This window comes from Motiliproteus sp. MSK22-1, from assembly GCF_001968815.1.
In the GTDB taxonomy this organism is placed as follows: Bacteria; Pseudomonadota; Gammaproteobacteria; order Pseudomonadales; family Balneatricaceae; genus Motiliproteus.
In genome coordinates this window covers 25,275-50,594 of sequence record NZ_MIEQ01000040.1, presented here as the reverse complement: position 1 = coordinate 50,594, position 25,320 = coordinate 25,275, and the positions used below count along the sequence as shown (strand labels likewise).

The window sequence follows — 25,320 nt, the reverse complement described above, 5'->3', positions numbered from 1 at the left end:
TTATTGGTATGATTTTCTGAAAAATAAGACAACTAAATTTAAATCTGAAAATTAACTATAAATATTCTCAAATAGTTAAATCAGTCAAAGTCAATCTTGAGCGAGCGAAACGCTGGCGAAAAAATAATACAATAAACCCAGATAACATCAGCAACAGACTGGAAGTCTCCGGAACTGAAACCTGGGGCGGCTGATTATTTAACACCTCTACACGGCCGTTATAAAAATAGCTGTCATTGGAGTCAGGATCTATATGCTCTATACCAGAAATATCAGCCCAGCTTATCGAAAACACAGCCTCAAACCAGGCCCCATCTCGCAAATCATCTAGCTCAAATCCCAATGCAAACGAAACATCATCCACAAAGCCACCAGAAAAAGAGTTTGTATTATCCAATTGGCCTGCCAGAAGGTTGTCGTAGATATCACCAAAAATAAATCCCGGCTCATCAATTTCATAGCTGTCAGTCTCTGAACCATGATATTCAGCTGTTTCTTGCCAAAAGCCATTGATAAACTGATCAATATCGGCATCAAGAAAAGCGAGAACGGAAACACTTTCTAGTGTAGAGCCAGTATTATTAGTCACTTTCCACGCGACATCACCTGTATTGTCCAAGTTCAGGTCATTGGTGAATTCAACACTTAGCCCCTGCGCTTCGAAATCATTAAAACCCAAACCGATTTGTGTATCTTCAATTGTTGAAATCAGATGATTATCAGCAACAAGAAAAAGACTGAGCTGATTAATATCAATGGCAGTTGCTTGAACGTGAGGAAGGGAGGTTAGAAAAAAACTGCCGAGCAGACCTGCCAGCGTCCTTGCATTGAAAATCATAATACGTCAACTCCATTATCGACAATGAAAATTCAAGTCCATCCGTTATTAATGGTCGCAGAGGATATATTAAACGATTGTATGAGACAAGTTTTTTTGGTTCGTTAAAGTTCTCCTCTTACCAGGGCGAATAATCTGATCCTATAGCAATGATAAAACATGAACATAATCTAATTTAATAACTTTCAGAAAATTACAGACTGGAGCCAAAACACATCAGGGCTTTAAAAGCCTTACTCATTTAGTCAGATATACAGTTTTTATATTGGCATCCGCAAAAACCGAATCACTCCCTGGGAATCCTGTTGACGTTGAATTAATCCATCTTCAACTAAATGGTGTAAATGAGCGACAGCTTCTCCCATGGCAAAAAACAATTCATGAGGTCCAAAAGTTCGGTTGAACAGCACACTCAAAACATCTGCTGCACACTTGGGCTTCTCGCAGGCATCGAGTAAAAGATTGAGGCGATCCTGATGGTGTTCGGCTAGAGCCGCCACTCGTTGGTGCAACCCGTAAAATACCAATCCATGGGCAGGTAGAACTTTTACCGATGAAGGTAATTTCGCCAGATCCTTTAGCGAAGCCAGATAGTCACTCAAAGGGTCACTATCAGGGTTCATAAAAGTAACGCTTATGTTGGGTGAGATTGTTGGCAACATCTGGTCTCCCGCAATCAACACATCCAATTCAGGGCAGTAAAGACACATATGTTCCGGTGAATGACCTCGCCCGACGATGACCTGCCAGCAATTGCTTCCGATTCTGATCTGATCTTGATCTTTCAGCTGCTGGTAGCCTCTGGGAAGTTCGGGTACGCGACTACGGTAGACATTAATACTGGAGCTTTGCTCTTCTACTTCTGTCTGCCCTAGCCCATGGCTTGAAAAAAAACGTTGCTGTTGTTCTGTGCGGGAATTACCTGAGGTGTCATGAAGCCTAACTGCCTGTTCATATTCCAGCTGTGTCATCAACACTGGCGCATCAAAGCGACGACTTAACCACCCTGCCAGTCCCAGATGATCAGGATGAAAATGGGTGACTATAATACGCTTGATTGGCTGGCCGCTCAGTGGCCCAGCAATCAGAGTTTCCCATATACCCTTCACTTCTTCGGTTCCAATACCGGTATCGACTAGCGTCCAGCCATCCGCATCCTCCAGCAACCAAAGGTTGATATGATTCAAGGCGAAGGGCAGCGGCATACGCAGCCAGTGAATACCGGGAGCCACCTCAATAAGAGAGCCCGGGTCCGGAGCGTCAGAAAAAGGATATTGCAGTGAATCAGGCATGATGCAGGCCCTTGGGGTTAATTTAAATCAGTAGTTTGCTGGCAACCACCCGGTTGCCAGTACTCAAGAACAGGGCTCAACGTTTGCTAAGCTGCATTGGCGCACTTATCTACCAATTCCCTGGCACAATCCTCAACAGAGCGACCGGAGGTATCCAGCATGTCATCGGCAGCTCTGTAGTAGGGCTCTCGTTCAGTGAGAATAAGCTTAAGGTCATCCATCGCTTTTTGGCTTGCGGCCATGGGCCTTAAATCTCCCTGAGCCATAACCCTGTTCATGTGTTCTTCCGGCTGCGCTTTTAGCCATACGGTATAAAAATGATTTCTTACATAGCTATAGGTTTCTTTTTCAGAAACCAGGCTACCGCCGATTTCCAATACCACTCTGTCATAATTTTCCCGGACGTAGTCAATAGCCTCCCGCTCTAACTTGCGATAGGCTTTTTGACCAAAAAGCGTTAACAGCTCATGAAGATCAAGCCCCCCCAGCTGTTCAATCACATCACTCAAACGAACAAAGGGAATTCCGGAATCATCCGCCAGCATACGTCCAAGCGTACTTTTCCCTGCACCTCTTAATCCAATCAATGCCACGCCTTTGTATTGATCCTGATCCCTGACTATCTGCCCTTCTGCCAGTTCTTGCTGAAGCAATTGATAAGCCCTTGCTTCCTGCTCCGGCGTAAAACCTTCAATCAGCTTTTGTAGCGGCCCCTGCTCTGTTGCTGAATGGGTATCCACCGGCAGAATATCGTTGAGTCCGACGTTCATCGCATCAGCAAGCCGCCAAAGCAGAGATATGGACATATTGGCTTTGCCGGTTTCCACCTGGGCCAGGTAACGTTCGGAAATCCCTGAGTGTTGAGACAACACTTTTCGAGTCATACCCCGTTGTGCCCGCATACCTCGCACAAGCTTGGCGATTCGATTGATATAAGCTGTCAGCGCTTCTTTACTCTGCTCACTGACCTCTGAGGGTAAAATAGACTCTTTCTGTGTCATGACAAATTTCCAATGAAGTGACAAATCACAGTTTACCCATTGCTCGTAAGATGATCTATAGTTCAGTTTTATTATTCAACCGGGCTCAAGATCAGCGACTCCATATTTACATGGCTTTAATAACATCAACCGCGACAACATCGAATTTAGATCTCTAACGGGCCTTAAAACTAAAAAGCCTGTTCAAGACTGCGCTCAGAGACGCTCCAGTATCATTGCAATTCCCTGTCCGACACCAATACACATGGTGCATAGTGCATATTTACCCCCACTACGTTGTAGTTGATAGGAGGCAGTGGTGGCTAACCTCGCTCCACTCATTCCCAACGGATGACCCAGCGCGATAGCTCCCCCTTGTGGATTAACATGCGCTGCATCGTCCTCAAGACCAAGCTCCCTGGTAACAGCCAACGCCTGTGCCGCAAAGGCTTCATTAAGCTCTATCAAATCCATCTGAGACAATTTGAGCCCGCTTACAGACAGAACCTTACGCACAGCGGGAGCCGGTCCAAACCCCATAATTCGCGGATCAACACCGGCGCAGGCACTCGCCACGACCCGGGCACGAGGTGTTAGCTGCCACTGCTCAACAGCAGTTTTTGAAGCCAGCAATAATGCACAGGCACCATCGTTAACACCGGAAGCGTTACCCGCCGTGACTGAACCGGAAGCTGAGACTACGCCTTTAAGCCTGGCCAGTGACTCCAAAGTCACTTCCGGCCGCGGGTGCTCATCAGCGTCTATCAACAGAGGGTCACCCCTTCGCTGAGGAATAGACACGGGAATGATTTCTTCAGCAAATAATCCCGCTGTTTGTGCCTTGGCCGCCCTTTGCTGACTGCGCAGCGCAAAGGCATCCTGGTCTTCTCTCAGGATAGAGAACTCTTTTACCAGATTCTCAGCGGTCTCGGGCATCGAATCCACCCCGTATTGAGCCTTCATCAGAGGATTAATAAATCGCCAGCCGATGGTGGTGTCATGGATTTCTGCCTGTCGGGAAAATGCCCCCTGGGCTTTGGGCATTACAAAGGGAGCGCGAGACATGGACTCGACGCCACCCGCTATCACAAGATTTGCTTCTCCCGATTTGATGGCACGTGCCGCAACAGCGATGGCATCCAGTCCCGAGCCGCATAATCGATTGAGCGTCACTCCCGGTACCGCAGTCGGTAGTCCGGCCAACAGTCCGGCCATGCGACCGACATTGCGGTTGTCCTCTCCTGCCTGATTCGCGCAACCATAAATCAGGTCATCTGTCGCCTGCCAATCCACTGCTGGGTTTCGTTCCATCAAAGCCTTGATGGGGATAGCGCCCAGATCATCAGTCCTCACTGACGACAAGCCACCCCCGTAGCGGCCTACAGGGGTTCGAATCGCGTCACAGATATAGGCATCTTGCATGGTTTTCTCCCGGGTTAAGACTCAATGATCTTCTACCTTATAACCAGTGACCTTATGACCACTCACCTTACGAATAAGAGTCTTGTCAGCAGGCTCAACAATCGTACGCCGCAAGAAAAAACAGCTCTGCTATTTATACGATTGAGGGTTTTCATCATAGGTTAAGCACTGAATCAGCTCAACAACAAACGCATTATAGTTCAACACCCCGTCGCAATAGACAAAACCTATAAACCTGAAACAAGGCTCGTTCGTATTGGTAAAAACAACGCTACATCCCTTTAATAACCAGCGTATAGCTTCGTAATCCTCCAGCAATCTCTAATCCAGCCAGCGTTCCACTCTAAGGAACACTTACAGCCCTAAGAATATATAACCCTGCTAAAAATGTTGACGTTAGCGTTAAGTTTAATCTAACATGCACTAAAGTTCATGTTTATACCATGACAAAGCACAACCAGAGAACAACCGAGGCTTCTATCAATCCTTCCTGATTGAACAGCCTCCCAAAATAACAAACTCAATAAGAACAAAAGAGGCAACCAGGATGAGCACAGCCTACCGATGGGTAATGACAGAGGTCGGACAGCCCTTTGAAAAGGTCTTTTTTGAACTCCAAGACCCTGCTCCTGGAGAGGTTTGCGTTGAAGTCGCAGGCTGTGGCGTTTGCCATACCGATCTGGGATTTCTTTATGACGGTGTCCGAACGAACAGTCCACTGCCATTAGCACTGGGTCATGAGATCAGTGGCAGAGTCATATCAGCAGGCCAGGGCTGCGAAGACTCAATAGGAAAAGCCGTTATTATTCCAGCCGTCCTCCCCTGCTATGAATGCGACCTTTGCCAGCGAGGTTTACACAACATCTGTCGTAGTCAGAAGATGCCTGGGAATGATATCCAAGGCGGATTCGCCAGCCATATTACGGTACCAGGACACTGCCTCTGTGAAGTTGACGAAGGCAAACTGGCACAAGCAGGGCTGGAACTGGCAGATGTATCGGTGGTTGCCGATGCCGTCACAACTCCATTTCAAGCAGCCGCTCAAGCGGATATCAGTCCGGGAGATCTGGCCATTGTTATCGGTGTTGGTGGGGTTGGAGGTTATGCAGTGCAGATCGCCAGCGCCATGGGAGCGACCGTCATCACCATTGATGTGGATGACAACAAGCTCGAAAGCTATAAGCAGTATGGCGCGTCGCTAACACTGAATGCCACCGAGTACGATACTCGCTCGCTAAAGAAAGCGGTTCAGTCCTTCGTCAAAGAAAACAATCTCCGTGCCACCGAATGGAAAATCTTTGAATGCTCCGGATCAGCTCCTGGTCAGGCGACAGCATTCAGCTTACTGACCTTCGGAGCAACCATCGCAGTGGTTGGCTTCACCATGGCAAAGCAGGAGTTTCGCCTCTCCAATCTGATGGCATTCCATGCCAAAGCACAAGGGAACTGGGGCTGTGCCCCCTCTTATTACCCAGACACACTGGCCATGGTGCTTGAAGGCAAGATAGCTATGAAGCCTTTCACCAAACAATACCCACTCAGTGACATCAACCAAATTTTCGCCGATGCGCATGATCACAAGCTCAGCGCCCGCGCCATTCTTGTACCTTGAGGGAATAATAATGAAAGCAAGCACCCAAGCCATCGTCCAGGAAACTGCACCGGAGCAGCTGAACGATCACAATTTGATCTCAGTAGAATCAACCATAGAACAAATTGTTCCTGGTGTTCTCTATCAAAAACGCCCCGCCAGAAAACTGGACGGAAGCGTTGCAGAAGGAATTTATAACGTTTGGATTACCCTTGATAATCCTAAGCAGTACAACTCCTATACAACAGATATGACCAAAGGCTTGATTCTGGCTTTTAGAGCAGCGTCCAACGCTCGTGATGTTAACGCTGTTGTCTTTACCGGCACCGGTGACAAAGCCTTCTGTACTGGCGGTAATACCAAGGAGTACGCTGAGTACTATGCTGGCAACCCACAGGAATACCGCCAGTATATGCGGCTGTTCAATGACATGGTTTCGGCTATTCTGGGTTGTGACAAACCCGTTATCTCCCGTGTCAATGGCATGCGCATTGGCGGTGGCCAGGAAATCGGCATGGCTTGTGATTTCACCGTTGCTCAGGATCTGGCGAACTTTGGCCAGGCGGGTCCAAAGCACGGATCCGCTGCAATCGGTGGCGCTACTGACTTTTTACCGGTAATGATCGGCTGTGAACAAGCCATGGTCTCCGGCACTCTGTGTGAACCCTTTTCTGCGCTTAAGGCCAATCGCCTGGGCATCTGCTGTGAGGTTGTACCGGCCCTTAAAATTGACGGAAAGTTTGTAGCCAACCCAACGGTTATCACGGATACCTATCTGGACGAGTATGGTCGGATCGTCCACGGTGAGTTTAAAACCGGTGATGCATTTAAAGCAGGTAAAGCCCTGCTGAAACAGGGCGAAATAGACCTGTCGATGCTTGATGAGCGGGTTGAAGCACTGTGCAGCAAGTTACTTGAAACCTTCCCAGAATGCATGACCAAATCCCTTGAGGAACTGCGTAAACCAAAACTTGAAGCCTGGAACCGAAACAAAGAAAATTCCCGCGCCTGGCTGGCACTCAATATGATGAACGAAGCTCGCACCGGATTCCGTGCTTTCAACGAAGGTAACCGTGAAGTGGGTCGCGAAATCGACTTTGTTGCTCTACGCCAGGCCCTGGCCCAGGGTGCTCCATGGACACCAGAACTGATCGAAGACCTGATGCCGAAGGCGGAGGGCTAAGCAATGAGTTCCTCTTCCACTGCAACAGCGCCATCATCTGGCCCATTAAAGGTATGGCTGGAAAAAGACGATCGCCTGCTGCGACTTCGTCTGGCCCGTCCCAAAGCCAATATCGTCGATGCCCAGATGATCGAAGCTCTGAGCGCCGCATTCGACAAACACCTGGGCAGCGCCAAATTAAGCGCCGTTTTAGTTGACGCCGAAGGACCACACTTCAGTTTTGGTGCCAGTGTCGCAGAACATATGCCCGATCAGTGTGAAGCAATGCTGAAAAGCCTGCATTCTCTGATTATCCAGATGCTTGATTGTCCGGTACCAATCCTGGTGGCAATTCAAGGACAATGCCTGGGTGGTGGTCTGGAAGTCGCGCTGGCGGGTAATCTACTGTTCTGTCAGCCAGATGCAAACCTGGGCCAACCTGAAATAAAGCTGGCAGTGTTTGCACCAGCAGCCTCTTGCCTGTTGCCTGAGCGTATCGGCCAGAGCCAGGCAGAGGATCTACTTTTCTCAGGTCGTAGCATTAATGGAAACGAAGCCCTGGCTATCGGCTTGGTTAACGAAGTTAACGATGACCCATCGGCAGCGGCAGAAGCCTATTTCGATAACCACCTATCACAAGGCAGCGCCAGCTCTCTGCGCTTCGCAGTTAAAGCGGTCAGAGCCGATCCAGTCGAACGAATCAAAAATAAACTCGCACAAGTAGAAGCCCTTTACCTCCAAGAACTGATGGCGACCCACGATGCTGTAGAAGGTTTGCAGGCTTTCGTCGAAAAACGCGCCGCTAATTGGGAGCACCGATAGTTATGAGTACTGTAGAGATCATTAAACGCTGTGAAGAGCTGTACGAAGATACGTACTTCACCGCAGCCCGAGAGTGGAAAGCAGCCGATCCTTCCCGTCGAGTCATCGGTTACATGCCAGTCTATGTACCTCGCGAGATAATGCATGCCGGTGGCATGATGTCCCTGGGAATACTGGGAGGGGGCGACAAACTGGAAGTTATCCACGGCGATGCTTACTACCAGAGCTACATATGCCGAATCCCCCGTTCAACAATCGAGCTGGGCAAAACCGGGCGTCTGGATTTTGTCGACGGCATGCTGTTCCCCAGTATCTGCGACGTCATTCGTAATCTATCGGGAATGTGGAAGCTGATGTTCCCGGATAACTATGTCCGCTACTTCGATGTTCCCCAAAACTACAAGGATGATATCGGGGGAAACTACTATATCGCCGAACTGCAAGAGCTTCGCGAAGGGCTGGAAAAGCTGTCTGGCAACAAGATCACCGACGAGGCCATTCGTAATTCAATCAAAGTTTACAACCTCAATCGTAAGTTAATTCGTGAGCTTTATGATTTGCGAGCAGAAATGCCGCAAAACGTTCCCAGTAACGATGTTTATCTGCTTAACCGTGCAGGTATGGTCATCCCGGTGGAAGACCACAACAGCATGTTGCGCAAGTATATGGATGCCGCCAAAGCCCTTGATAATCCGATCCGCGATAACTGTCGGATCATCATCAACGGCTCTTTCTGTGAACAACCACCATTGAACCTGATCCGCTCCATAGAGTTGGCCGGTTGTTACATCGTTGATGACGACTACATGCTGGTTAACCGCTGGTTACTCGGTGAAGTTCCCACATCAGGCGATCCGTTGGTCAATCTGGCGAATGCCTTCCTGCATGAGTCTGCCGACTCCGCAGCCAAGTACTGTGATCATCATGAAGACGTGGGTATGTACCTGCTGAGTACGGTTAAGGAGCGTCAGGCTGAAGGCGTCATCTTCGCAGCTCCGAGCTTCTGCGACCCGGCGCTGCTGGAACGACCCATGCTGACCGACCGGATGAGGGAGCATGATATCCCGCACATCTCCTTCAAGTACGCCGAGAACTCCGGTCAGATGCAACCGATCCGTGAGCAAGCAGGTACCTTCGCCGATTCTATCAAGCTTTGGAGCTAGTCATGAGCACTAAGATTGAAACCCCCACTGATAGCCATGGCTCTTCTGAAATTCAAGAGCCGCAAAAAGACTCCTCAATGCTGATGCAGAAGGAGATGATCAACTCTAACTACGATGCCCTGACAAACACGGCCAACAATGGCAAAAAAGTATGCTCGACCTTTGTACCCGGTAACCTTAATGAGCTGATCCAAAGCTTCGGTCTACTCAATAATTTGCCGGAAACCAACGCCATTCAAAACGCTATGCGGCAACAAAGCGGCGGCATGATCCAGACCGCAGAGCGTCAGGGTCACTCAGAGGATGTCTGTACTTACGTTAAGGCTGACATCGGCATGATGAGCAAGGGCAATATCGCTCCCAACGGCAAGCCGATGCCCAACCCGGATTTGCTACTGCTGTCTTACACCGGCTGCTTTACCTTTATGAAGTGGTTCGAGCTACTCCGTCAGGAATACAAGTGTGAAACCGTAATGTTGCAGGTGCCCTATCAGGGTGATGGGGAAATCACCCAGAACATGCGCGACTTTGTGGTTAAACAGCTTAAGGAAGAAGTCATTCCGGCACTGGAGCGAGTCAGCGGCAATGCCTTTGACATCGATAAGTTGCGTGAGAATATGCGCCGCTCCGCTCAGGCTGAAGATGATCTGGTCTGGGTACTGGAAAGCGCCAAAAACAAACCTACTCCTATTGATGCCTATTTCGGGGCCATCTACTACCTCGGACCCATTTTTACAGCCTTCCGCGGTACGCAGCAAGCGGTTGATTATTACCGGGTTCTACGTCAGGAAATCGAACAGCGGGTTAAGAACGGTCAAGGCCCCATAACTCCCGGCGGTGAAATGACCAAAGAGCGCTACCGTCTGGTGATGGAAGGACCACCTAACTGGACCAACTTCCGCGAGTTCTGGAAGATGTTCTACGAAGAAGGAGCCGTCGTTGTCGCCAGTACCTACACCAAGGTGGGTGGTGTTTATGATCAGGGCTTCCGTCATGACGCGGACAACCCGCTGGAATCACTGGCCGATTACTGCCTGGGTTGTTACACCAATCGTAACCTGCCCAAGCGTGTCGACATGCTGGAAAAGTATGTTAAAGACTACGAGGCTGACGGCCTGCTGATCAACTCCATCAAGAGCTGCAACAGCTTCTCTGCCGGTCAGTTGATGATGATGCAGGAGATCGAAAAGCGTACAGGCGCTCCCGGTGCCTTTGTGGAAACTGACTTGGTTGACCCTCGTTACTTCTCTGCTGCCAACGTCAAGAACCGTCTGGAGAGTTACTTCCAGATGATCGAGCAACGCCGTCAGGGCAACATGATCGCCAGTGCGCGCTAACAGGAGCCAGTTATGAAATGTTTTATTGGAATTGACCTGGGATCGACAACGACAAAATCCGTTGTGATGGATGATACCGGCACGCCCCTCGGGCACGGCATCACCAACTCCCGTTCTAACTATGACACAGCAGCACTGGTAGCCAAAACCGAAGCATTGATCAGTGCCCGGTTGGTTCTTTTGCGCCAGTCTCTGGACAAGGCACCTGGATTGACTCTGAGCACAGATGATGTGCTCTATATGCTGGAACGCCACTTTCGTCTGGCTCAGTTTCTGGTTCAGCTCGACAACTTGAAGCGACTTTGTGGTGAAAAGGCTGTCCAGGGCAACTACAAAGAGGATCCTGCGACACTCACCACTGCCCTTGAGCGAACGTTTTCCGCCCTGAAAATCGAACTGTCAAAACTGTTTGAGCCCGGTGCCGAACGTAAGTCCGACTTCTTCCGGGATCTGGCCGGTACGGTATACATGGAGGTAGCCGAAAGTCAGGCTGCAGAGCTGAAAATCAGTTCGGATACACTGATCAACATTTACGACAAGTCAATCATCGAAGTAGAGAACATTCCACCTCAGGTGGATATGAGCGAAACCTTCCTTGTCGCATTGGACAGTGCTCTTAATGCTGGAGAGATTCAAACTGAGGACTTTGGCAAGGTTCAGGCAGCCCTCAAAGAGGTGCTTGCCGTTGAACTGGAAGAGACCTACGTTGTTGGTACCGGTTATGGCCGAGCCCGTCTACCGTTCCCGAAAGAACATATTCGCTCTGAAATTCTCTGCCATGGTCTGGGTGCGCACCTTATGTATCCAAAAACTCGTACGGTTTTGGATATCGGCGGTCAGGACACCAAGGGTATTCAGGTTGATGAGAGCGGAATCGTCGTCAACTTCCAGATGAACGACCGTTGTGCCGCTGGTTGTGGCCGCTATCTGGGCTACATCGCGGATGAGATGCAATTAGGCCTGCACGAGCTTGGCCCACTGGCCATGAAATCCACCAAAAAGGTTTCAATCAACTCAACCTGTACCGTATTTGCTGGCGCCGAGCTTCGTGACCGACTGTCACTGGGTGAAAAGCGTGAGGATATTATCGCCGGCCTGCACCGGGCCATAATCCTGCGTTCAATGTCGATATTATCCCGATCCGGTGGAGTTGAAGACGAATTGACCTTCACCGGAGGCGTCGCCAAGAACGAGGCAGCGGTTAAAGAGCTGCGCATTCTAGTCCAGGAAAACTACGGCGATCTGAAAATCAACATCGATCCCGATTCCATCTATACCGGCGCATTAGGGGCAGCAGAATTTGCCCGCCGCGCAGTGGAGGCATAATCATGATTACTGCAGGTATTGATTTAGGTACAGGAGCAGTCAAAACAGTACTGTTCAAGCACGAGAATGGCAAAACTGAGTGGCTGGCCAAACGTAATGACCGAATTCGCACCCGTGATCCTCTGGAGTTATCGGCCCATGCCTATGACCAACTACTCAAGGAAAACGGCCTGACCCGCGACGATATAACCTACTGTGCCACCACCGGCGATGGCGAAAATATCGACTTCCGCACAGGTCACTTTTATTCCATGACCACCCACTCCCGAGGGGCAATTTACCTGGACCCTGAAGCCACTGGAGTACTGGACATGGGGGCCCTGCACGGACGGGCAATGAAAATCGACAATCAGGGTAAAGTCCTTAATTATCGAATGACCAGTCAATGTGCGTCAGGCTCAGGTCAGTTTCTGGAAAATATCTCCCGCTATCTCGGTATCGCCCAGGACGAAATAGGCACCCTCTCACGTCAGGCGGACGATCCTGAAATCGTATCCAGTATCTGTGCGGTATTGGCAGAAACTGACGTTATCAACATGGTATCCCGTGGTATTTCAGCGCCCAATATTCTCAAGGGAATCCACCTGTCTATGGCGGGTCGTTTAGCCAAGCTATTGCGAGTGATCAAGGCAACTGAAGGGGTGGTTCTCTGCACCGGTGGATTGGCACTGGACAGTGGCATGATTGATGGCCTCAACGAATCAATGCAGAAAATGAAACTGAAAGCCGAAGCAAGAAGCCACGAGGATTCTGCCTACGCCGGAGCCATCGGTGCTGCACTTTGGGGAGCCTTCAGACACGAAAAACTAAGAAAACTGGAGGAACTCGCCAAAGCGTCCTGATAGATGACTTCTTTTAATTAAGAGATGTTTTATCAGAGAAGGCTTAGGAAAGGAATTTTATAAGACTCCTTTCCTAATTAATAAAGGGCACTAGCTAAAAGTGCACCAATTATAAAAACGAAATTCGATAGGACAGGAGAAACACCATGGCCCTAATCATTAATGACGATTGCACTGCCTGTGATGTCTGTGTTCTGGAGTGCCCAAACGATGCGATTTCTGAAGGCGACGGAATTCTTTATGTAATCGATCCTGATAACTGTACTGAATGTGTTGGTGCCCACGACGAACCTCAATGCCAGTTGGTATGTCCGGCAGAATGCATCGTCAACGATCCTAATCACCCGGAAACTCAGGAACAGCTGCAAGCCAAATATGAAGCACTGCACGGCTAAACCGCTGCTAAATAGGACAGTTAATCATGACCGAGAATCACATTAAAGTTCGGGCTCTTGGCTCGAATGACCTTGAAGCTGTCGTAACGCTGGACCAGCAGTTCAGCGGCTCACCTCGGCTGGACTTTTTTAGTAAACGACTTAAAGCTCAACAGGACTCCCCTGGCACCTTTATATCCCTGAGTGCAGAAATAGAAGGGAAAGTCGCCGGTTTTGTTTCCTGTCAGATGCTGGAAGGGGAATTTGGTGGCGACAAGCCTGTTGCCGTCCTGGACGCTATTGGAGTCGACCGGGAATTCCAGCGCCGTGGTGTTGGCCATCAGTTGTTTGATAGCCTGATCGATAGTATACGCACGCAGGGAGGACGCGAGCTTCACTCTGTTGTTAAATGGGATCAACCAGACTTGCTACGCTTCTTTTCCGACGCTGGATTCCAGTTGGCAGACCGCTATGTATTGGAATTATCAACCGATGCGATAAACGAAGGTGAATTTGATGGAACCGATCTATCCCGGGATCGCATCCCGATGCGCAGCCTGACTGCTGATGATTTAAACCAGATTATCCGTATTGATCGCCATATTACCGAAACAGATCGTAGTGCCTATTATCAGCGTACGGTTAATCAAGCGCTCAATGAATCGGGCATTCGTATCTCACTGGTCGCAGAAAAAGATGACCCTATCGGTGATAACCTCGCCGCAATCAGGGGATTCATTATGGCCCGGGTAGATTACGGAGAATTTGGCCAGACCGGCTCAGAAGCGGTTATCGATACCATCGGTGTTGATCCCGCAGCTCAGGATCAAAATATCGGTCAGGCGCTGGTCTCACAGCTGGTTACCAACTTAAAGGGCTTGCGGGTTGAGTCTGTGCGGACCGAGGTACCCTGGGATAACTTTAACCTCAATGGCTTTCTTCAGCAGTGCGGATTCAGACCGGCTCAACGATTAGCCCTGACCCGGCAGATAAGCTAAGGAACCTGAAAATAAGTCCCTGGCGCTCAGAGCCAGTTCTAACGATGCGGTTCGCTCTTCGATAGTTGCGTTCCGCATAGTCAGGGTATTCGAGTGACGCGGAAGTGTTACTGAACCAGCAACCTCAATTCAACAGATAACGGAAAAACCATGTCATTTGAACAGCTTTATGATCTCAGCGGCAAAGCAGCAGTGGTTACCGGAGGTACACGTGGGATTGGCCGTGCGATTGCCGAAACCCTACTGGAACAAGGGGCCGAGGTACATCTATTTGATGTCTCTGATCAGAAGCCCGAGGAGCTGAAACCATTTATTTACCATCAGGTGGATATCAGCAACTCCGATGCCGTCAATCAGGCAGTGGCGCAACTTCCGGCTAACACCACCATTCTGGTCAATAACGCAGGTATTACCCGGGATCGCAGCTTAGCCAAGATGGCAGATGAAGAATGGCAATCGGTTATTAATATTAACCTGGGAGGGGCTTTTCATATGATTCGCGCCATGGCTCCACGGATGCGTGAAGCCGGACACGGACGTATCGTTAACATCACCTCAATCAACGGAATCAGAGGCAAATTTGGCCAGGCCAATTACTCAGCAGCGAAAGCTGGATTAATAGGACTGACGAAAACCACAGCGCGGGAATTAGGTTCAAAAGGAGTCACCGTCAATGCCATTGCTCCGGGAATGGTTATGACGGAAATGGCAAAACAGCTACCGCCGGAGTACATCGACAAAGCCCAGAGTGAAGCCTTGATCAGCGAACTGGCATTGCCGGAAGATATCGCCAATGCGGTATTATTTCTGGTCTCTGATGCTGCCCGGATGATTACCGGTGAGGTAATAAGAGTGGATGCTGGTCAATATCTCTAATCGATTATTTTACACCTGGTTTCACCCCTTAAGCGCATAACTGTTACTCAAAAAGGAAACTTGACGTAAACTATAGGTTTATCGACTCACTCGGCGATATTGCTGGGTGGCTGTCATTGGAACCTTTGTCCGACTAAATTTTGTTCTGACCGAATTTGTTCTGGCTAAATACAGTGTGGATTAGTAAAACGTGAGTAACAGTAAGCAGCAAACGGATTTACCAGGAGACAATCAAGAGGTGAGCGCCCCTGATGGAACCACCTATTCCATTACTCAATTGTCTCAAGAGTTTGATATTTCGCCCCGTACCATTCGCTTCTATGAAGCCAAGGGATTGCTTAATCCGGATCGCAGCAAGTACCGGCGTGCCTACAGCAAGCGGGACAGAGTTCGACTGATGTTGATCCTTCGCGGTAAACGAGTGGGCTTCTCGCTCGATGAGTCACGCGAACTATTTGATATTTATGATTCAGGCACCGGTGAAGAAACTCAACTGAGGCATTGGTTTAAATTGCTGGAGGAGCACGAACGCAGACTGCAACAAAACAAGCAGGATATTGAAGAACTTTTAGCTGAGGTTAATAACGCCAAGACCCATTGCCAGCAAATATTAAAAAGCCATCAGCAATCCCAAGGGTAAACCATCCTCTTCAGCCTGAGTGGAGTATCCACGTTAATGGTTGATAATTCAGTTGAGTTTCCCTTCGCACTCAATGCAACGCATCAGGGAAAAACATCCAATGACTGAAACACCGACCAGTTCGCCTGCAGATTCAGCAGTCTCTACAGCACCCTGCGCATCAGAAACACCGATGCTGATAAAGAATACGATATGTATCAAAACTGAACTGGCCGAGTGCTATCTGGAATTAGCCGAACAGCTTGAGCATTGCAATAACCCCGAAGCAGCACAAACCTTTCTGCAACTGTCGGAAAAATATCAGCAGCATATCCAGCGATTATCGACGATTTCAGCGACTTCAGACGCACAGCATACAACTGCAGGTGCAACCGTGCTTTGCACCAACAGAGCCTCCCCCACCGATGATCTTTATGCTGAAGTTCATTATCTGATGACTCCCTATCATGTGATTAAGCTCGCTCTGGAAACGGAGCAACAGACTCAGCTTGAATGGCAAAACCAGGCCGATAAAGAGATACCTTCGGACGCGGAAGCAACAAATAACAATCGCCAGCAAGGTATGCTGCTTCAGCAGATTGTTCAGGAGCAGAAAGAGTACCTGCAGATGTTAAAACAGTGGCTGAGCAAGTTGCCTTGCCCGGAGACTCACTGGGATGAAGACCCTGATCCACCTAACCTGGATGATTAAGACCACTAAAATCAGAAACTGATCAGCCGAATAGCCCAAACCGGAATTCGAAATTGCCTGTCAGTCGCTAATCATTGGGACGAGAGTCTCCAGGGGGAATAGAATAGGTACAGGTCACATGAGCAACCGGCATTTCTTCACCCTCAGAGTAGATAGTCACCTCCCCTACGGCTAGTCTTTTGCCCAGTTTGAGCAGTTTAGCTTCAGCCAATAAGTCCATGTCCGGTGCTGGACGCTGCAGGAAGTTTATATTCAGATTAGTGGTCACGGCCAGCGGGACTGGACCGATCTCACCCAACAGTGCGACATACATCGCAACATCAGCCAGAGCCATCATTGCAGGTCCGGAAACCGTACCACCGGGACGCAAATGGGCATCAGCAGGGTTTAGCCTGAGCATGGCGCTATGATGCCCTATGGATTCAACACGCCCGTAGTCTTTCCCTTGAGGAAAGTGCTCTGCAAGAAAAACCTCCATCGCCTCGATCGACATTTGAGCCATAGTTTTAACCACTCTCCCGGTCAATGAACCGACGATAAGATCCATTGTGTCTTTGTGAAACGAATCTGCTCATACAGTTCGGTTTATTAGGGTACAAAGCCTGAGCTTTATACCTGAACCTTTAAACCTTTAAACTCTTAATCCTTAACGCTTAACACGGCGTATCTTCTGCCAGCGTTCTCACCCTAGAGCGCCTGGTAGCAATAAGGTGAGAATCTACAAAAAACAGCTAGGAACTGGTTTCTTCCTCTGCCTGCTTACGCAGGATAAATCGCTGAATTTTTCCACTTGGTGTTTTAGGAAGCTCTTCAACAAACTCAATTTCCCGGGGAAATGCATGGGTAGACAATCGCTTACGAACGTATTGTTTAAGTTCATCAGCCAGAGAATCTTCAGCCTCATAACCCTGTTTTAATACCACAAAGGCTTTGACGACAGAGCCGCGCTGAAGGTCTGGCTTAGCGACCACACCACTCTCTGCGACGCTTTCATGTTCAATCAGCGTACTTTCCACATCGGCCGGGCCAATCCGGTATCCGGCAGAGGTTATGATGTCATCATCACGACCATCGAAGGAAAATGCGCCATCACCATGACTCATTACCACATCACCCGTAAGGTAATATTTTCCCTGAAATGGATTTTTTTCGTTCCAGGTATATCCCTGGAAAAAGAAGAACGGAGACTGCTCAGTATCCACAGCCAGCTGTCCCGTTTCCCCTTCAGACACTTCTTCAAAGTTGGCATTTAATGCAACAACCCGATGACCCGGCATGGAATACCCCATGGAACCGATTCGCAATGTATGCTCCAGCTCATGGTGATTACAGGCGGTCATTCCCGTTTCAGTTTGTCCGTAGTGATCCATAACCGGTCCACCCAGTCGGCGTCCGACCCAGTTAATCACTTCCGGGTTCAGGGGTTCTCCCGCACTGCTGGCAACCCGAAGATCAAAGCTCTTATCCTCCGCCAGCAAATGATCATTAGCCATCAGCATTCGGTAAGCTGTTGGTGCTGCGGCCAAATTAGTAATTTTGTGATGCTTAAGAAACTCAAACGTATTCTCTGCGCTAAAACCATGCTCGTTAAAATGCGTCGTATTCCCCAGCAACAACGGACCCACTACGGCGTAATAAAGACCATATGCCCAGCCCGGATCTGCAACATTCCAGAAGGTATCTTCAGGGCGCAGGCCAATGGCGTACTTCATGTAAACGTAAAAAGACAGTAACGCTCTCGCAGGTACCGCGACCCCCTTAGACTTCCCTTGAGTACCAGAGGTAAACATCTGTAAGAAAGGCTCGTCCGCAGCAATAATAACGGGCTCAAACTCAGTACTCTGGCTATAGATAGAGGTAACAAACTGCTCCCCGACCGTAACCACCGGAGGACAGTTTTTAACATCATCTAATTTTGGCCGATTAGTCTCGTCAGTAACGATTAACTTTGTTTTGGCTTTTTCAGTCCGGTATTCAATCGCCCCGGATCCAAATGCGGTAAATAGTGGCTGGTAAACGGCGCCAGCCTTCAAGGTACCTAAAATAACGATCATTAATTCCGGTGTGCGGGGCAGTAACGCGGAAACCCGGTCCCCCTTTCCGATTCCCTGGGCAACAAGATAATTTGCAAACTGAGCTGACTTCTCTTTAAGTTCGGCAAAGCTGTGCTCACTGGTTGTCCCGTCAACTCCTTGATAACGCAGACCGATACGACCACCTTCGGCATGGCGGTCACAAATTTCCTGACACACATTGAAACCTGTGCTCAAATCACCAATCAGCTGCTGTTCAATCGCGGAGACAGAAAACTGCTCCATGTAGGCCTGGTAGTTAAGGGTCATAGGGGGTTCCTCTACATTCTTATCTTTTTTCAGTCTTATCGTTATTACGGCTCTTACTTAATTCATCTGTTTAATTACATTCTGTTTTAACTCGATTCGGTTGTTACGCAGGCAATCAGGGAATCCCCATTCAAAAGAGTAGCGATTTAAAAGTGTATTTATTTAGATGAGCGCTTATCTCAAACAGCACTTACCTTAAAAGTGTACCTATTTGAAAACACCCTGTTGCTCCAACTGTATTAAATCTGTATCGCTATAGCCCAGATCACGGAGAACTTCCTGGGTGTGCTGTCCACTTGCCGGTGCTAATGTTCGAGGCTGAGGCCGTACTCCAGAGAACCGAACAGGACAGGCAATTTGGTCATGACCACTATTGCCGCCAACACGGGTTACCATCTGCCGTTGTTGCATAAGATCAGATTCAGCAGCTTCATTTAGAGTCAGTACAGGCTCGACACAGGCATCAGAAGATTCAAAGACAGATTGCCAATGGTGCAGTGATTTAGTCAGAAACAATTTCGTCAAACGCGTTTTCAAATCCTCATCTGACAGTGCTGACCAATCGGGTTGGCCAACCGCCTGACAAAGCCGTTGCCGAAACTGAGGCTCCAGACTTCCGACAGAAAGATAACGCTGATCCGATGTCCGGTAGTAATCGTAAATACCAGCCCCGGTTAAAAAGTTATCCTGAGGAGCAGGACTACGTTCTTGTTGTAATGCTCCCGGACCAAACAGTGCATTCATGGCAAAACAGCTATCAGTCATACTGATGTCAATATGCTGTCCCTGATCACTATGCTGTCGTTCAAACAGTGCCGCCAGTATGGCAGTTACCGCATTCATACTGCCCCCGGAAATATCAGCGACCTGAATGGGCAACGGCACGGGCCCTGCGTCAGAGCGCCCCAGGTAGCTGCTGATTCCTGAGCGCGACAAATAATTAATATCATGCCCCGCCGATTGTGCCATCGGCCCGTCCTGACCGTAGCCGGTTATCGAGCAATAGATAATTCCGGGGTTAACGGCTTTCACCTGAGCGTAGCCCAGTCCCAGTCGGTCCATTACACCGGGACGAAACTGCTCCACCAACACATCGTAGCTCTTAATTAGTTGTTCAACGATAACCTTTGATGCTTCATTCTTTAAATCCAGCGCAAGGGACTTCTTACCCCGATTCAGGTAGTGAAAAGCCGCAGATTGCCCATCCAGCTGTGGTTTCATCTCGCGAACAATGTCAGCTCTGGAAGGTGATTCAACCCTTAGCACTTCTGCCCCCATATCTGCCAGCATCTGGGTCGCATAAGGTCCAGGCAGTAAAGTGCTGAAATCAAGAACTTTAAGCCCCTCTAATGGTGCAGGTGTCCGGGTAGAAGAGCTTAACGGTGAAGACATCTCTGGCTCCTGTTATCGATTTTGATCGCTGAGAATATCGCGAGCGATAATAAGTCGCTGAATTTCGCTGGTTCCCTCATAGATGGATGTGATTCGAACATCACGAGTGAAGCGCTCTAGCGGGTATTCCTGCATATAGCCATAACCACCTAAAAGCTGTAATGCGGTATAACAGGCATCATTCGCTTTCTCTGAGGCAAACAGCTTGGCCATCGATGCCTGTTTTGCGTAAGGTAGCCCTTGCTCTTTTTGGTAAGCTGCGCTCATCAATAACAACCGGGCAGCTTCCAGTTCAGTCATACGGTCTGCAATCATCCACTGTAGACCCTGAAAGTCAGCCAAAGGCTTACCAAACTGCTTTCGCTCTTTTACGTAGTCAACAGCGTATTGCATCGCAGCCTGACCGATACCCAGCGCAAGAGAGCCTATTCCTATACGCCCACCCGCCAACTCTGTAACAGCCAGTTTAAATCCCTGGTTCAGTTCACCCAGAATCGCAGAATCAGGTACACGGCACTGAGTAAAAACCACCTCATTGGTAGCAGAGCCATGCTGCCCCATCTTTTTCTCTGCTTTATTGACCTTCACACCGGGGTTATCTGCATTGACAAGAAAGCAAGTGATTCCCTTCCCTTTGGGTGCATCCTTATCTGTCACGGCCCAAACAACAAAAACACCGGCAAATTCAGCACTGGTTATCCACTGCTTGACTCCATCAATAACCCACTCCCCCCCTTCTGAACGAGCCTGTGCCCGCATACCCGCAGGATCGGAGCCTGCTCCCGCCTCAGTCAGGCAGAAGCTACCAGCCAGGTAAGTACCATCGCAGAGCTTTGACAGGTGTTCTTGCTTTTGTTGCTCAGTCCCCATGACCTGGATAACTTCAGCAACCATATTGGTAACAGATACAGTTACAGCTGTAGAAGCACAAGCCTTGGCCAGCTCAGTGACAGCCAGACTAAAAGCAATCGAGCCCGCTTCAGTACCACCGTATTCAGAGGACACGTTCAGACCCATAAATCCTAATTCTGCCAACTGCCGACAATGAGATTTAATAATTTCCCGGTCTTTTGTCTGATCCAGTTCCTCTGCCCGAGGAGCAAGCTCAGATTCTGCAAAGCGCTTTGCAGTGTCTTGAATCAACGATTGTTCTTCTGTCAGTGATAGATCCATGATTATGTCTTCTTGTCTGTTAACAGAACCATACCGACCCCTTACGTAAACGTAAAGTTACGAATTGTAACTGAGATCGTCAGGTCTCCTGTTTAAGTTAAAAAGGGTGAATTAGACTGATTATAGGCAGAATTGCGGACAAACAAAAAAGCCCGGCGAAAAGGCCGGGCACTCTTGATAGCGATTGGCTGTAAGGAAATACAGCCCGGGGGAGACTTAACCCAAACAGAACGTTCCGGGTAAGCTCACCCCCTGAACAACACATAAACAAATACTTAAGTCTTGCTCAGGGTAAGTAACCATTTATCAGAGTTTTTGTTCAAGCTCAGGAATAACATCAAAGAGATCAGCAACCAGGCCATAGTCTGCCACCTGGAAAATAGGCGCTTCTTCATCTTTATTGATAGCAACAATGAACTTGCTGTCCTTCATACCCGCCAAATGCTGGATAGCACCGGAGATACCAACAGCAATATAGAGGTCTGGAGCTACGATTTTGCCTGTTTGACCGACCTGCATGTCGTTAGGAACAAAACCTGCGTCAACCGCTGCACGAGAAGCTCCCACCGCTGCACCCAGCTTGTCAGCAACTCGCTCCAGCATCGCAAAGTTCTCACCATTGCCCATACCACGACCACCAGAGATAATCACTCCGGCGCTGGTCAATTCAGGACGGTCGGACTTAGCAAGCTCTTCTTTAACAAATGAAGATACTCCTGCATCATGAACCGCAGAGAGAGTTTCGACTGAAGCACTGCCATCCGTATCAACAGGCTCAAAACCGGTGCTACGTACAGTGACGACTTTAACACTGTCTGAAGACTGAACCGTGGCAATTGCATTGCCCGCATAGATAGGACGCTTGAACGTGTCTGCACTCTCAACGGCTACAATATCGGAAATCTGTGCTACATCCAGAACTGCTGCAACACGGGGCATAAAGTTCTTACCCGTTGTGGTCGCCGCCGCCAAAATATGGCTATAACCTGAAGCCAGCTCAGCCACCAATTGCGCCATATTTTCTGCCAGCTGGTGATTGTAGCAATCGGCATCAGCAAGCAGGACCTTGGCAACGCCATTGACCTTAGCAGCTTCTTCTGCAACAGCTCCGCATCCGGAACCAGCAACCAGCAGGTCGATATCACCGCCAATCTGCTGCGCAGCAGCGACGGTGTTGAGAGTAGCTCCCTTTAGAGAACCGTTTTCATGTTCAGCAATAACTAGAATACTCATCTCAGATCACCTTCGCCTCATTCTTCAGTTTTTCGACCAGCTCATCAACGCTGTTTACCAGAATACCGGCCTCACGAGCCGCTGGAGCTTCAACTTTCAACGTTTTCAATCGTGGAGTTATATCAACACCAAAATCAGCAGGCGTTTTAACATCTAACGGCTTACGCTTGGCTTTCATAATGTTAGGAAGCGACGCATAACGAGGCTCGTTTAATCGCAGATCAGTCGTTACGATGGCAGGAAGCTTCAGAGTCAAGGTTTCCAAACCACCATCTACTTCACGAGTAACATCGACGGTTTCTTCTGCAATGTTAATTTCTGATGCAAAAGTACCCTGCGCCATCCCGGTCAGCGCTGCTAACATTTGCCCTGTCTGGTTATTGTCAGAATCTATTGACTGTTTGCCCAGAATAACCAGACCTGGCTGTTCAGCTTCAACAACTTTAGCCAGCAATTTAGCCACTGCCAGAGACTCCAGAGTCTCATCAGTTTCAACTTGAATACCTCGGTCAGCGCCTAATGCCATCGCTGTACGAATTTGCTCCTGACAGGCTTTTGGCCCCATGGACACAACAACCACTTCATCAGCAACGCCCTTCTCTTTCAGACGAACAGCTTCTTCAACAGCAATCTCGCAAAATGGATTCATGGCCATTTTTACGTTAGCTAGATCCACATCACTTTCATCACTCTTGACACGAATCTTGACGTTATAGTCAACCACTCGCTTAACAGCTACTAGAACCTTCATAGGGCCCCCATAATATTTATTAAATAGACTGTCGAGACAATACGCTGCTGCCCTGACTGATTACCGACTTCAAATTTTGGCAATAACCGCTTACCAACACCTTCCATTTCATTTATCCAGCAATTACCACCAGCTGACTCATCCAGCAGTGACCGTTACCCTGTCTATATCCACAAGCACGACCTGATTCTATCATCGAGCTGAGGTGAATATAGGTAATTTCCCGTAGAATTTACCATTATGATTATTTGGTTGCAAACCGTTCTTGATAAAACATAGGGTATTCCCCTATACTGCGTCAAAATCACATTCTTGTATCCCGGAGCAGTAGAGGCAACCTGATGGTTGCCTCAGGTCATTAACAGAAAAAGAATGACCATTCGAATAAGAATGACCACTAGAAGAAATAGGAGATAGGCTGTGGAACGTGAAGCGATGGAGTTTGATGTAGTCATTGTCGGTGCAGGCCCTGCGGGTCTTTCCGCGGCTTGCCGATTAATGCAGAAAGCCCAGGATAACAATCAGGAATTGATGGTTTGTGTCGTTGAAAAAGGCTCTGAAGTCGGTGCTCACATTCTTTCAGGAGCAGTTCTGGAACCACGTGCCCTGAATGAACTCTTCCCAGACTGGAAAAATATGGGAGCGCCATTAAATACTCCTGTGGATGGTGATCAAATCTACCTATTTAAAAATGAAGATAAAGCGACAAAAGTTCCTAACAGCTTCGTTCCTCACACCATGCATAACGAAGGTAATTATGTCGTTAGCGTAGGCAATTTATGCCGTTGGCTAGCCGAACAGGCTGAGTCCTTAGGTGTTGAAATTTTTCCTGGCTTTGCTGCTGCCGAAATTCTCTACAATGAAGATGGTTCAGTCAAAGGAGTGGCTACCGGAGATATGGGTGTAGGCCGTGACGGAAACCCTAAAGACAGCTATATGCCTGGAATGGAGTTACACGCTAAATACACTCTGTTCGCAGAAGGCTGTCGTGGTCACCTAGGCAAACAGTTAATAGAAAAATTCGAACTTGATAAGGATTCTGATCCACAGCATTACGGGATAGGCATCAAGGAACTCTGGGATATCGACCCGGCGAAGCACAAGCCAGGCCTTGTGATCCATGGTGCTGGCTGGCCTTTGGATAATAAAACCGGTGGTGGTTCATTCCTTTACCATGCGGAAAACAATCAAGTCGTACTTGGTCTGATTATTGACCTGGCCTATAGCAATCCGCACCTGAGTCCTTTTGACGAATTCCAGCGGATGAAGCACCATCCGGTATTCAAAGAATACCTGGAGGGAGGAAAACGTGTAGCCTACGGTGCTCGTGCAATTGCCAAAGGCGGACTTAATGCATTAGCAAAAATGACCTTTCCGGGCGGCCTTTTAATAGGCTGTGACGCGGGTACATTGAATTTCGCCAAAATTAAAGGCACCCACACTGCAATGAAGAGCGGCATGGTCGCAGCAGAAATACTGGTTGATGCCATCGCTGCCGGAGATGAAGGCGGGAAAGAACATTCAGCATACACCGAGGCCTTCCAGGCTTGTTGGGCCTATGACGAACTCTACCGTTCTCGAAACTTCGGACCAGCCATGCACAAATTTGGAACCTTCATGGGCGGAGCCTTCAACTATATCGATCAAAACTGGTTTAAGGGAAAACTCCCCTTTACTCTTCACGATACAACCGAAGACTATGCTCAATTAAAGCCTGCAGCTGAGTGTCCCAAGATTGATTATCCGAAGCCCGATGGAGTCATCAGCTTCGACAAACCTTCGTCGGTATTCCTCTCGAATACCAACCATGAAGAAGAACAGCCCTGCCACCTGGTACTGAAGAACCCCAATATTCCTTTAGAAAGAAATATGCCTCTCTATGATGAGCCCGCTCAGCGTTATTGCCCGGCAGGCGTCTATGAAATCGTCGAGGATGAGAGTGGTGAAAAAAGCTTTCAGATTAATTCACAGAACTGTGTGCATTGTAAAACCTGCGATATTAAAGACCCTTCTCAAAACATCACCTGGGTGACACCTGAAGGCGCTGGAGGCCCTAATTACCCAAATATGTAGTT

The 25,320-nt window shown here is 48.7% G+C and carries 23 protein-coding genes; 13 read left to right on the top strand and 10 right to left on the bottom strand.

Going from position 1 to position 25,320, the window contains the following annotated elements; translation table 11 throughout:
- Positions 1-67: 67 nt before the first annotated feature.
- The 4 genes from BGP75_RS10425 to pcaF all read right to left on the bottom strand — a co-directional run bounded on the left by BGP75_RS10425 (position 68) and on the right by pcaF (position 4,532).
- Positions 68-838 carry a hypothetical protein gene (locus BGP75_RS10425; RefSeq protein ID WP_076718480.1) on the bottom strand — a complete coding sequence of 257 codons (771 nt, stop codon included), beginning with the start codon at positions 836-838 and terminating at the stop codon, positions 68-70.
- Positions 839-1,098: 260 nt separating this feature from the next.
- A complete protein-coding gene (locus BGP75_RS10420) occupies positions 1,099-2,130 on the bottom strand; it encodes an MBL fold metallo-hydrolase (RefSeq protein ID WP_076718478.1) in 1,032 nt (343 codons plus the stop codon).
- A gap of 86 nt (positions 2,131-2,216) precedes the next feature.
- A complete protein-coding gene (locus BGP75_RS10415) occupies positions 2,217-3,131 on the bottom strand; it encodes a helix-turn-helix transcriptional regulator (protein ID WP_076718476.1) in 915 nt (304 codons plus the stop codon).
- Between the two features lie 195 nt (positions 3,132-3,326).
- A complete protein-coding gene (gene pcaF, locus BGP75_RS10410; RefSeq protein ID WP_076718473.1) occupies positions 3,327-4,532 on the bottom strand; it encodes a 3-oxoadipyl-CoA thiolase in 1,206 nt (401 codons plus the stop codon).
- A gap of 547 nt (positions 4,533-5,079) precedes the next feature.
- On the opposite strand from pcaF, the gene had reads away from it, so the two are divergent.
- From had to BGP75_RS10350, 12 genes are all read left to right on the top strand, one after another.
- Positions 5,080-6,144: a 6-hydroxycyclohex-1-ene-1-carbonyl-CoA dehydrogenase gene (gene had / locus BGP75_RS10405; RefSeq protein ID WP_076718471.1), complete on the top strand. Its 1,065-nt coding sequence runs from the start codon at positions 5,080-5,082 to the stop codon at positions 6,142-6,144.
- Positions 6,145-6,154: 10 nt separating this feature from the next.
- On the top strand, positions 6,155-7,306 hold the full coding sequence (gene oah / locus BGP75_RS10400) for a 6-oxocyclohex-1-ene-1-carbonyl-CoA hydratase (RefSeq protein WP_076718468.1): 1,152 nt from the start codon (positions 6,155-6,157) through the stop codon (positions 7,304-7,306).
- Positions 7,307-7,309: 3 nt separating this feature from the next.
- Complete coding sequence (locus BGP75_RS10395) at positions 7,310-8,107, top strand: cyclohexa-1,5-dienecarbonyl-CoA hydratase (protein ID WP_076718466.1); 798 nt, start codon at positions 7,310-7,312, stop codon at positions 8,105-8,107.
- 2 nt (positions 8,108-8,109) lie between these two features.
- Positions 8,110-9,270, top strand: a complete 1,161-nt coding sequence (bcrC, locus tag BGP75_RS10390; RefSeq protein WP_076718463.1) for a benzoyl-CoA reductase subunit C — start codon at positions 8,110-8,112, stop codon at positions 9,268-9,270.
- 2 nt (positions 9,271-9,272) lie between these two features.
- Positions 9,273-10,607, top strand: a complete 1,335-nt coding sequence (bcrB, locus tag BGP75_RS10385) for a benzoyl-CoA reductase subunit B (RefSeq protein ID WP_083704739.1) — start codon at positions 9,273-9,275, stop codon at positions 10,605-10,607.
- A gap of 12 nt (positions 10,608-10,619) precedes the next feature.
- Entirely contained in the window at positions 10,620-11,933 is a 1,314-nt protein-coding gene (gene bcrA, locus BGP75_RS10380) for a benzoyl-CoA reductase subunit A (protein ID WP_076718460.1), read from the top strand.
- Positions 11,934-11,935: 2 nt separating this feature from the next.
- Positions 11,936-12,775, top strand: coding sequence for a benzoyl-CoA reductase subunit D (gene bcrD / locus BGP75_RS10375; RefSeq protein ID WP_076718458.1), 840 nt, complete (start codon positions 11,936-11,938; stop codon positions 12,773-12,775).
- Positions 12,776-12,921: 146 nt separating this feature from the next.
- On the top strand, positions 12,922-13,170 hold the full coding sequence (locus tag BGP75_RS10370) for a YfhL family 4Fe-4S dicluster ferredoxin (RefSeq protein WP_076718457.1): 249 nt from the start codon (positions 12,922-12,924) through the stop codon (positions 13,168-13,170).
- A 26-nt stretch (positions 13,171-13,196) separates the two neighbouring features.
- Positions 13,197-14,147, top strand: a complete 951-nt coding sequence (locus BGP75_RS10365) for a GNAT family N-acetyltransferase (protein ID WP_076718456.1) — start codon at positions 13,197-13,199, stop codon at positions 14,145-14,147.
- Between the two features lie 150 nt (positions 14,148-14,297).
- Positions 14,298-15,023, top strand: coding sequence for an SDR family NAD(P)-dependent oxidoreductase (locus BGP75_RS10360; protein WP_076718455.1), 726 nt, complete (start codon positions 14,298-14,300; stop codon positions 15,021-15,023).
- 190 nt (positions 15,024-15,213) lie between these two features.
- Positions 15,214-15,663, top strand: coding sequence for a MerR family DNA-binding transcriptional regulator (locus BGP75_RS10355; protein ID WP_233152902.1), 450 nt, complete (start codon positions 15,214-15,216; stop codon positions 15,661-15,663).
- 100 nt (positions 15,664-15,763) lie between these two features.
- The gene (locus tag BGP75_RS10350; RefSeq protein WP_076718454.1) at positions 15,764-16,354 is read left to right on the top strand and encodes a hypothetical protein; all 591 of its coding nucleotides are present in this window, start codon (positions 15,764-15,766) and stop codon (positions 16,352-16,354) included.
- Positions 16,355-16,421: 67 nt separating this feature from the next.
- Here BGP75_RS10350 and BGP75_RS10345 read toward each other — a convergent pair whose 3' ends face one another.
- The 6 genes from BGP75_RS10345 to BGP75_RS10320 form a co-directional block, all read right to left on the bottom strand.
- Positions 16,422-16,856: a PaaI family thioesterase gene (locus BGP75_RS10345; RefSeq protein ID WP_076718497.1), complete on the bottom strand. Its 435-nt coding sequence runs from the start codon at positions 16,854-16,856 to the stop codon at positions 16,422-16,424.
- A gap of 229 nt (positions 16,857-17,085) precedes the next feature.
- The gene (locus BGP75_RS10340; protein WP_076718453.1) at positions 17,086-18,696 is read right to left on the bottom strand and encodes an AMP-binding protein; all 1,611 of its coding nucleotides are present in this window, start codon (positions 18,694-18,696) and stop codon (positions 17,086-17,088) included.
- A gap of 207 nt (positions 18,697-18,903) precedes the next feature.
- A complete protein-coding gene (locus BGP75_RS10335) occupies positions 18,904-20,088 on the bottom strand; it encodes a CaiB/BaiF CoA-transferase family protein (protein WP_076718452.1) in 1,185 nt (394 codons plus the stop codon).
- Positions 20,089-20,100: 12 nt separating this feature from the next.
- The gene (locus tag BGP75_RS10330) at positions 20,101-21,261 is read right to left on the bottom strand and encodes an acyl-CoA dehydrogenase family protein (RefSeq protein ID WP_076718451.1); all 1,161 of its coding nucleotides are present in this window, start codon (positions 21,259-21,261) and stop codon (positions 20,101-20,103) included.
- Positions 21,262-21,567: 306 nt separating this feature from the next.
- The gene (locus BGP75_RS10325) at positions 21,568-22,494 is read right to left on the bottom strand and encodes an electron transfer flavoprotein subunit alpha/FixB family protein (RefSeq protein ID WP_076718450.1); all 927 of its coding nucleotides are present in this window, start codon (positions 22,492-22,494) and stop codon (positions 21,568-21,570) included.
- Between the two features lies 1 nt (position 22,495).
- Complete coding sequence (locus BGP75_RS10320; protein ID WP_076718449.1) at positions 22,496-23,245, bottom strand: electron transfer flavoprotein subunit beta/FixA family protein; 750 nt, start codon at positions 23,243-23,245, stop codon at positions 22,496-22,498.
- 435 nt (positions 23,246-23,680) lie between these two features.
- Here BGP75_RS10320 and BGP75_RS10315 point away from each other — a divergent pair, with 435 nt between their 5' ends.
- A complete protein-coding gene (locus tag BGP75_RS10315; protein ID WP_255395932.1) occupies positions 23,681-25,318 on the top strand; it encodes an electron transfer flavoprotein-ubiquinone oxidoreductase in 1,638 nt (545 codons plus the stop codon).
- The last annotated feature ends 2 nt before the right edge of the window (positions 25,319-25,320 follow it).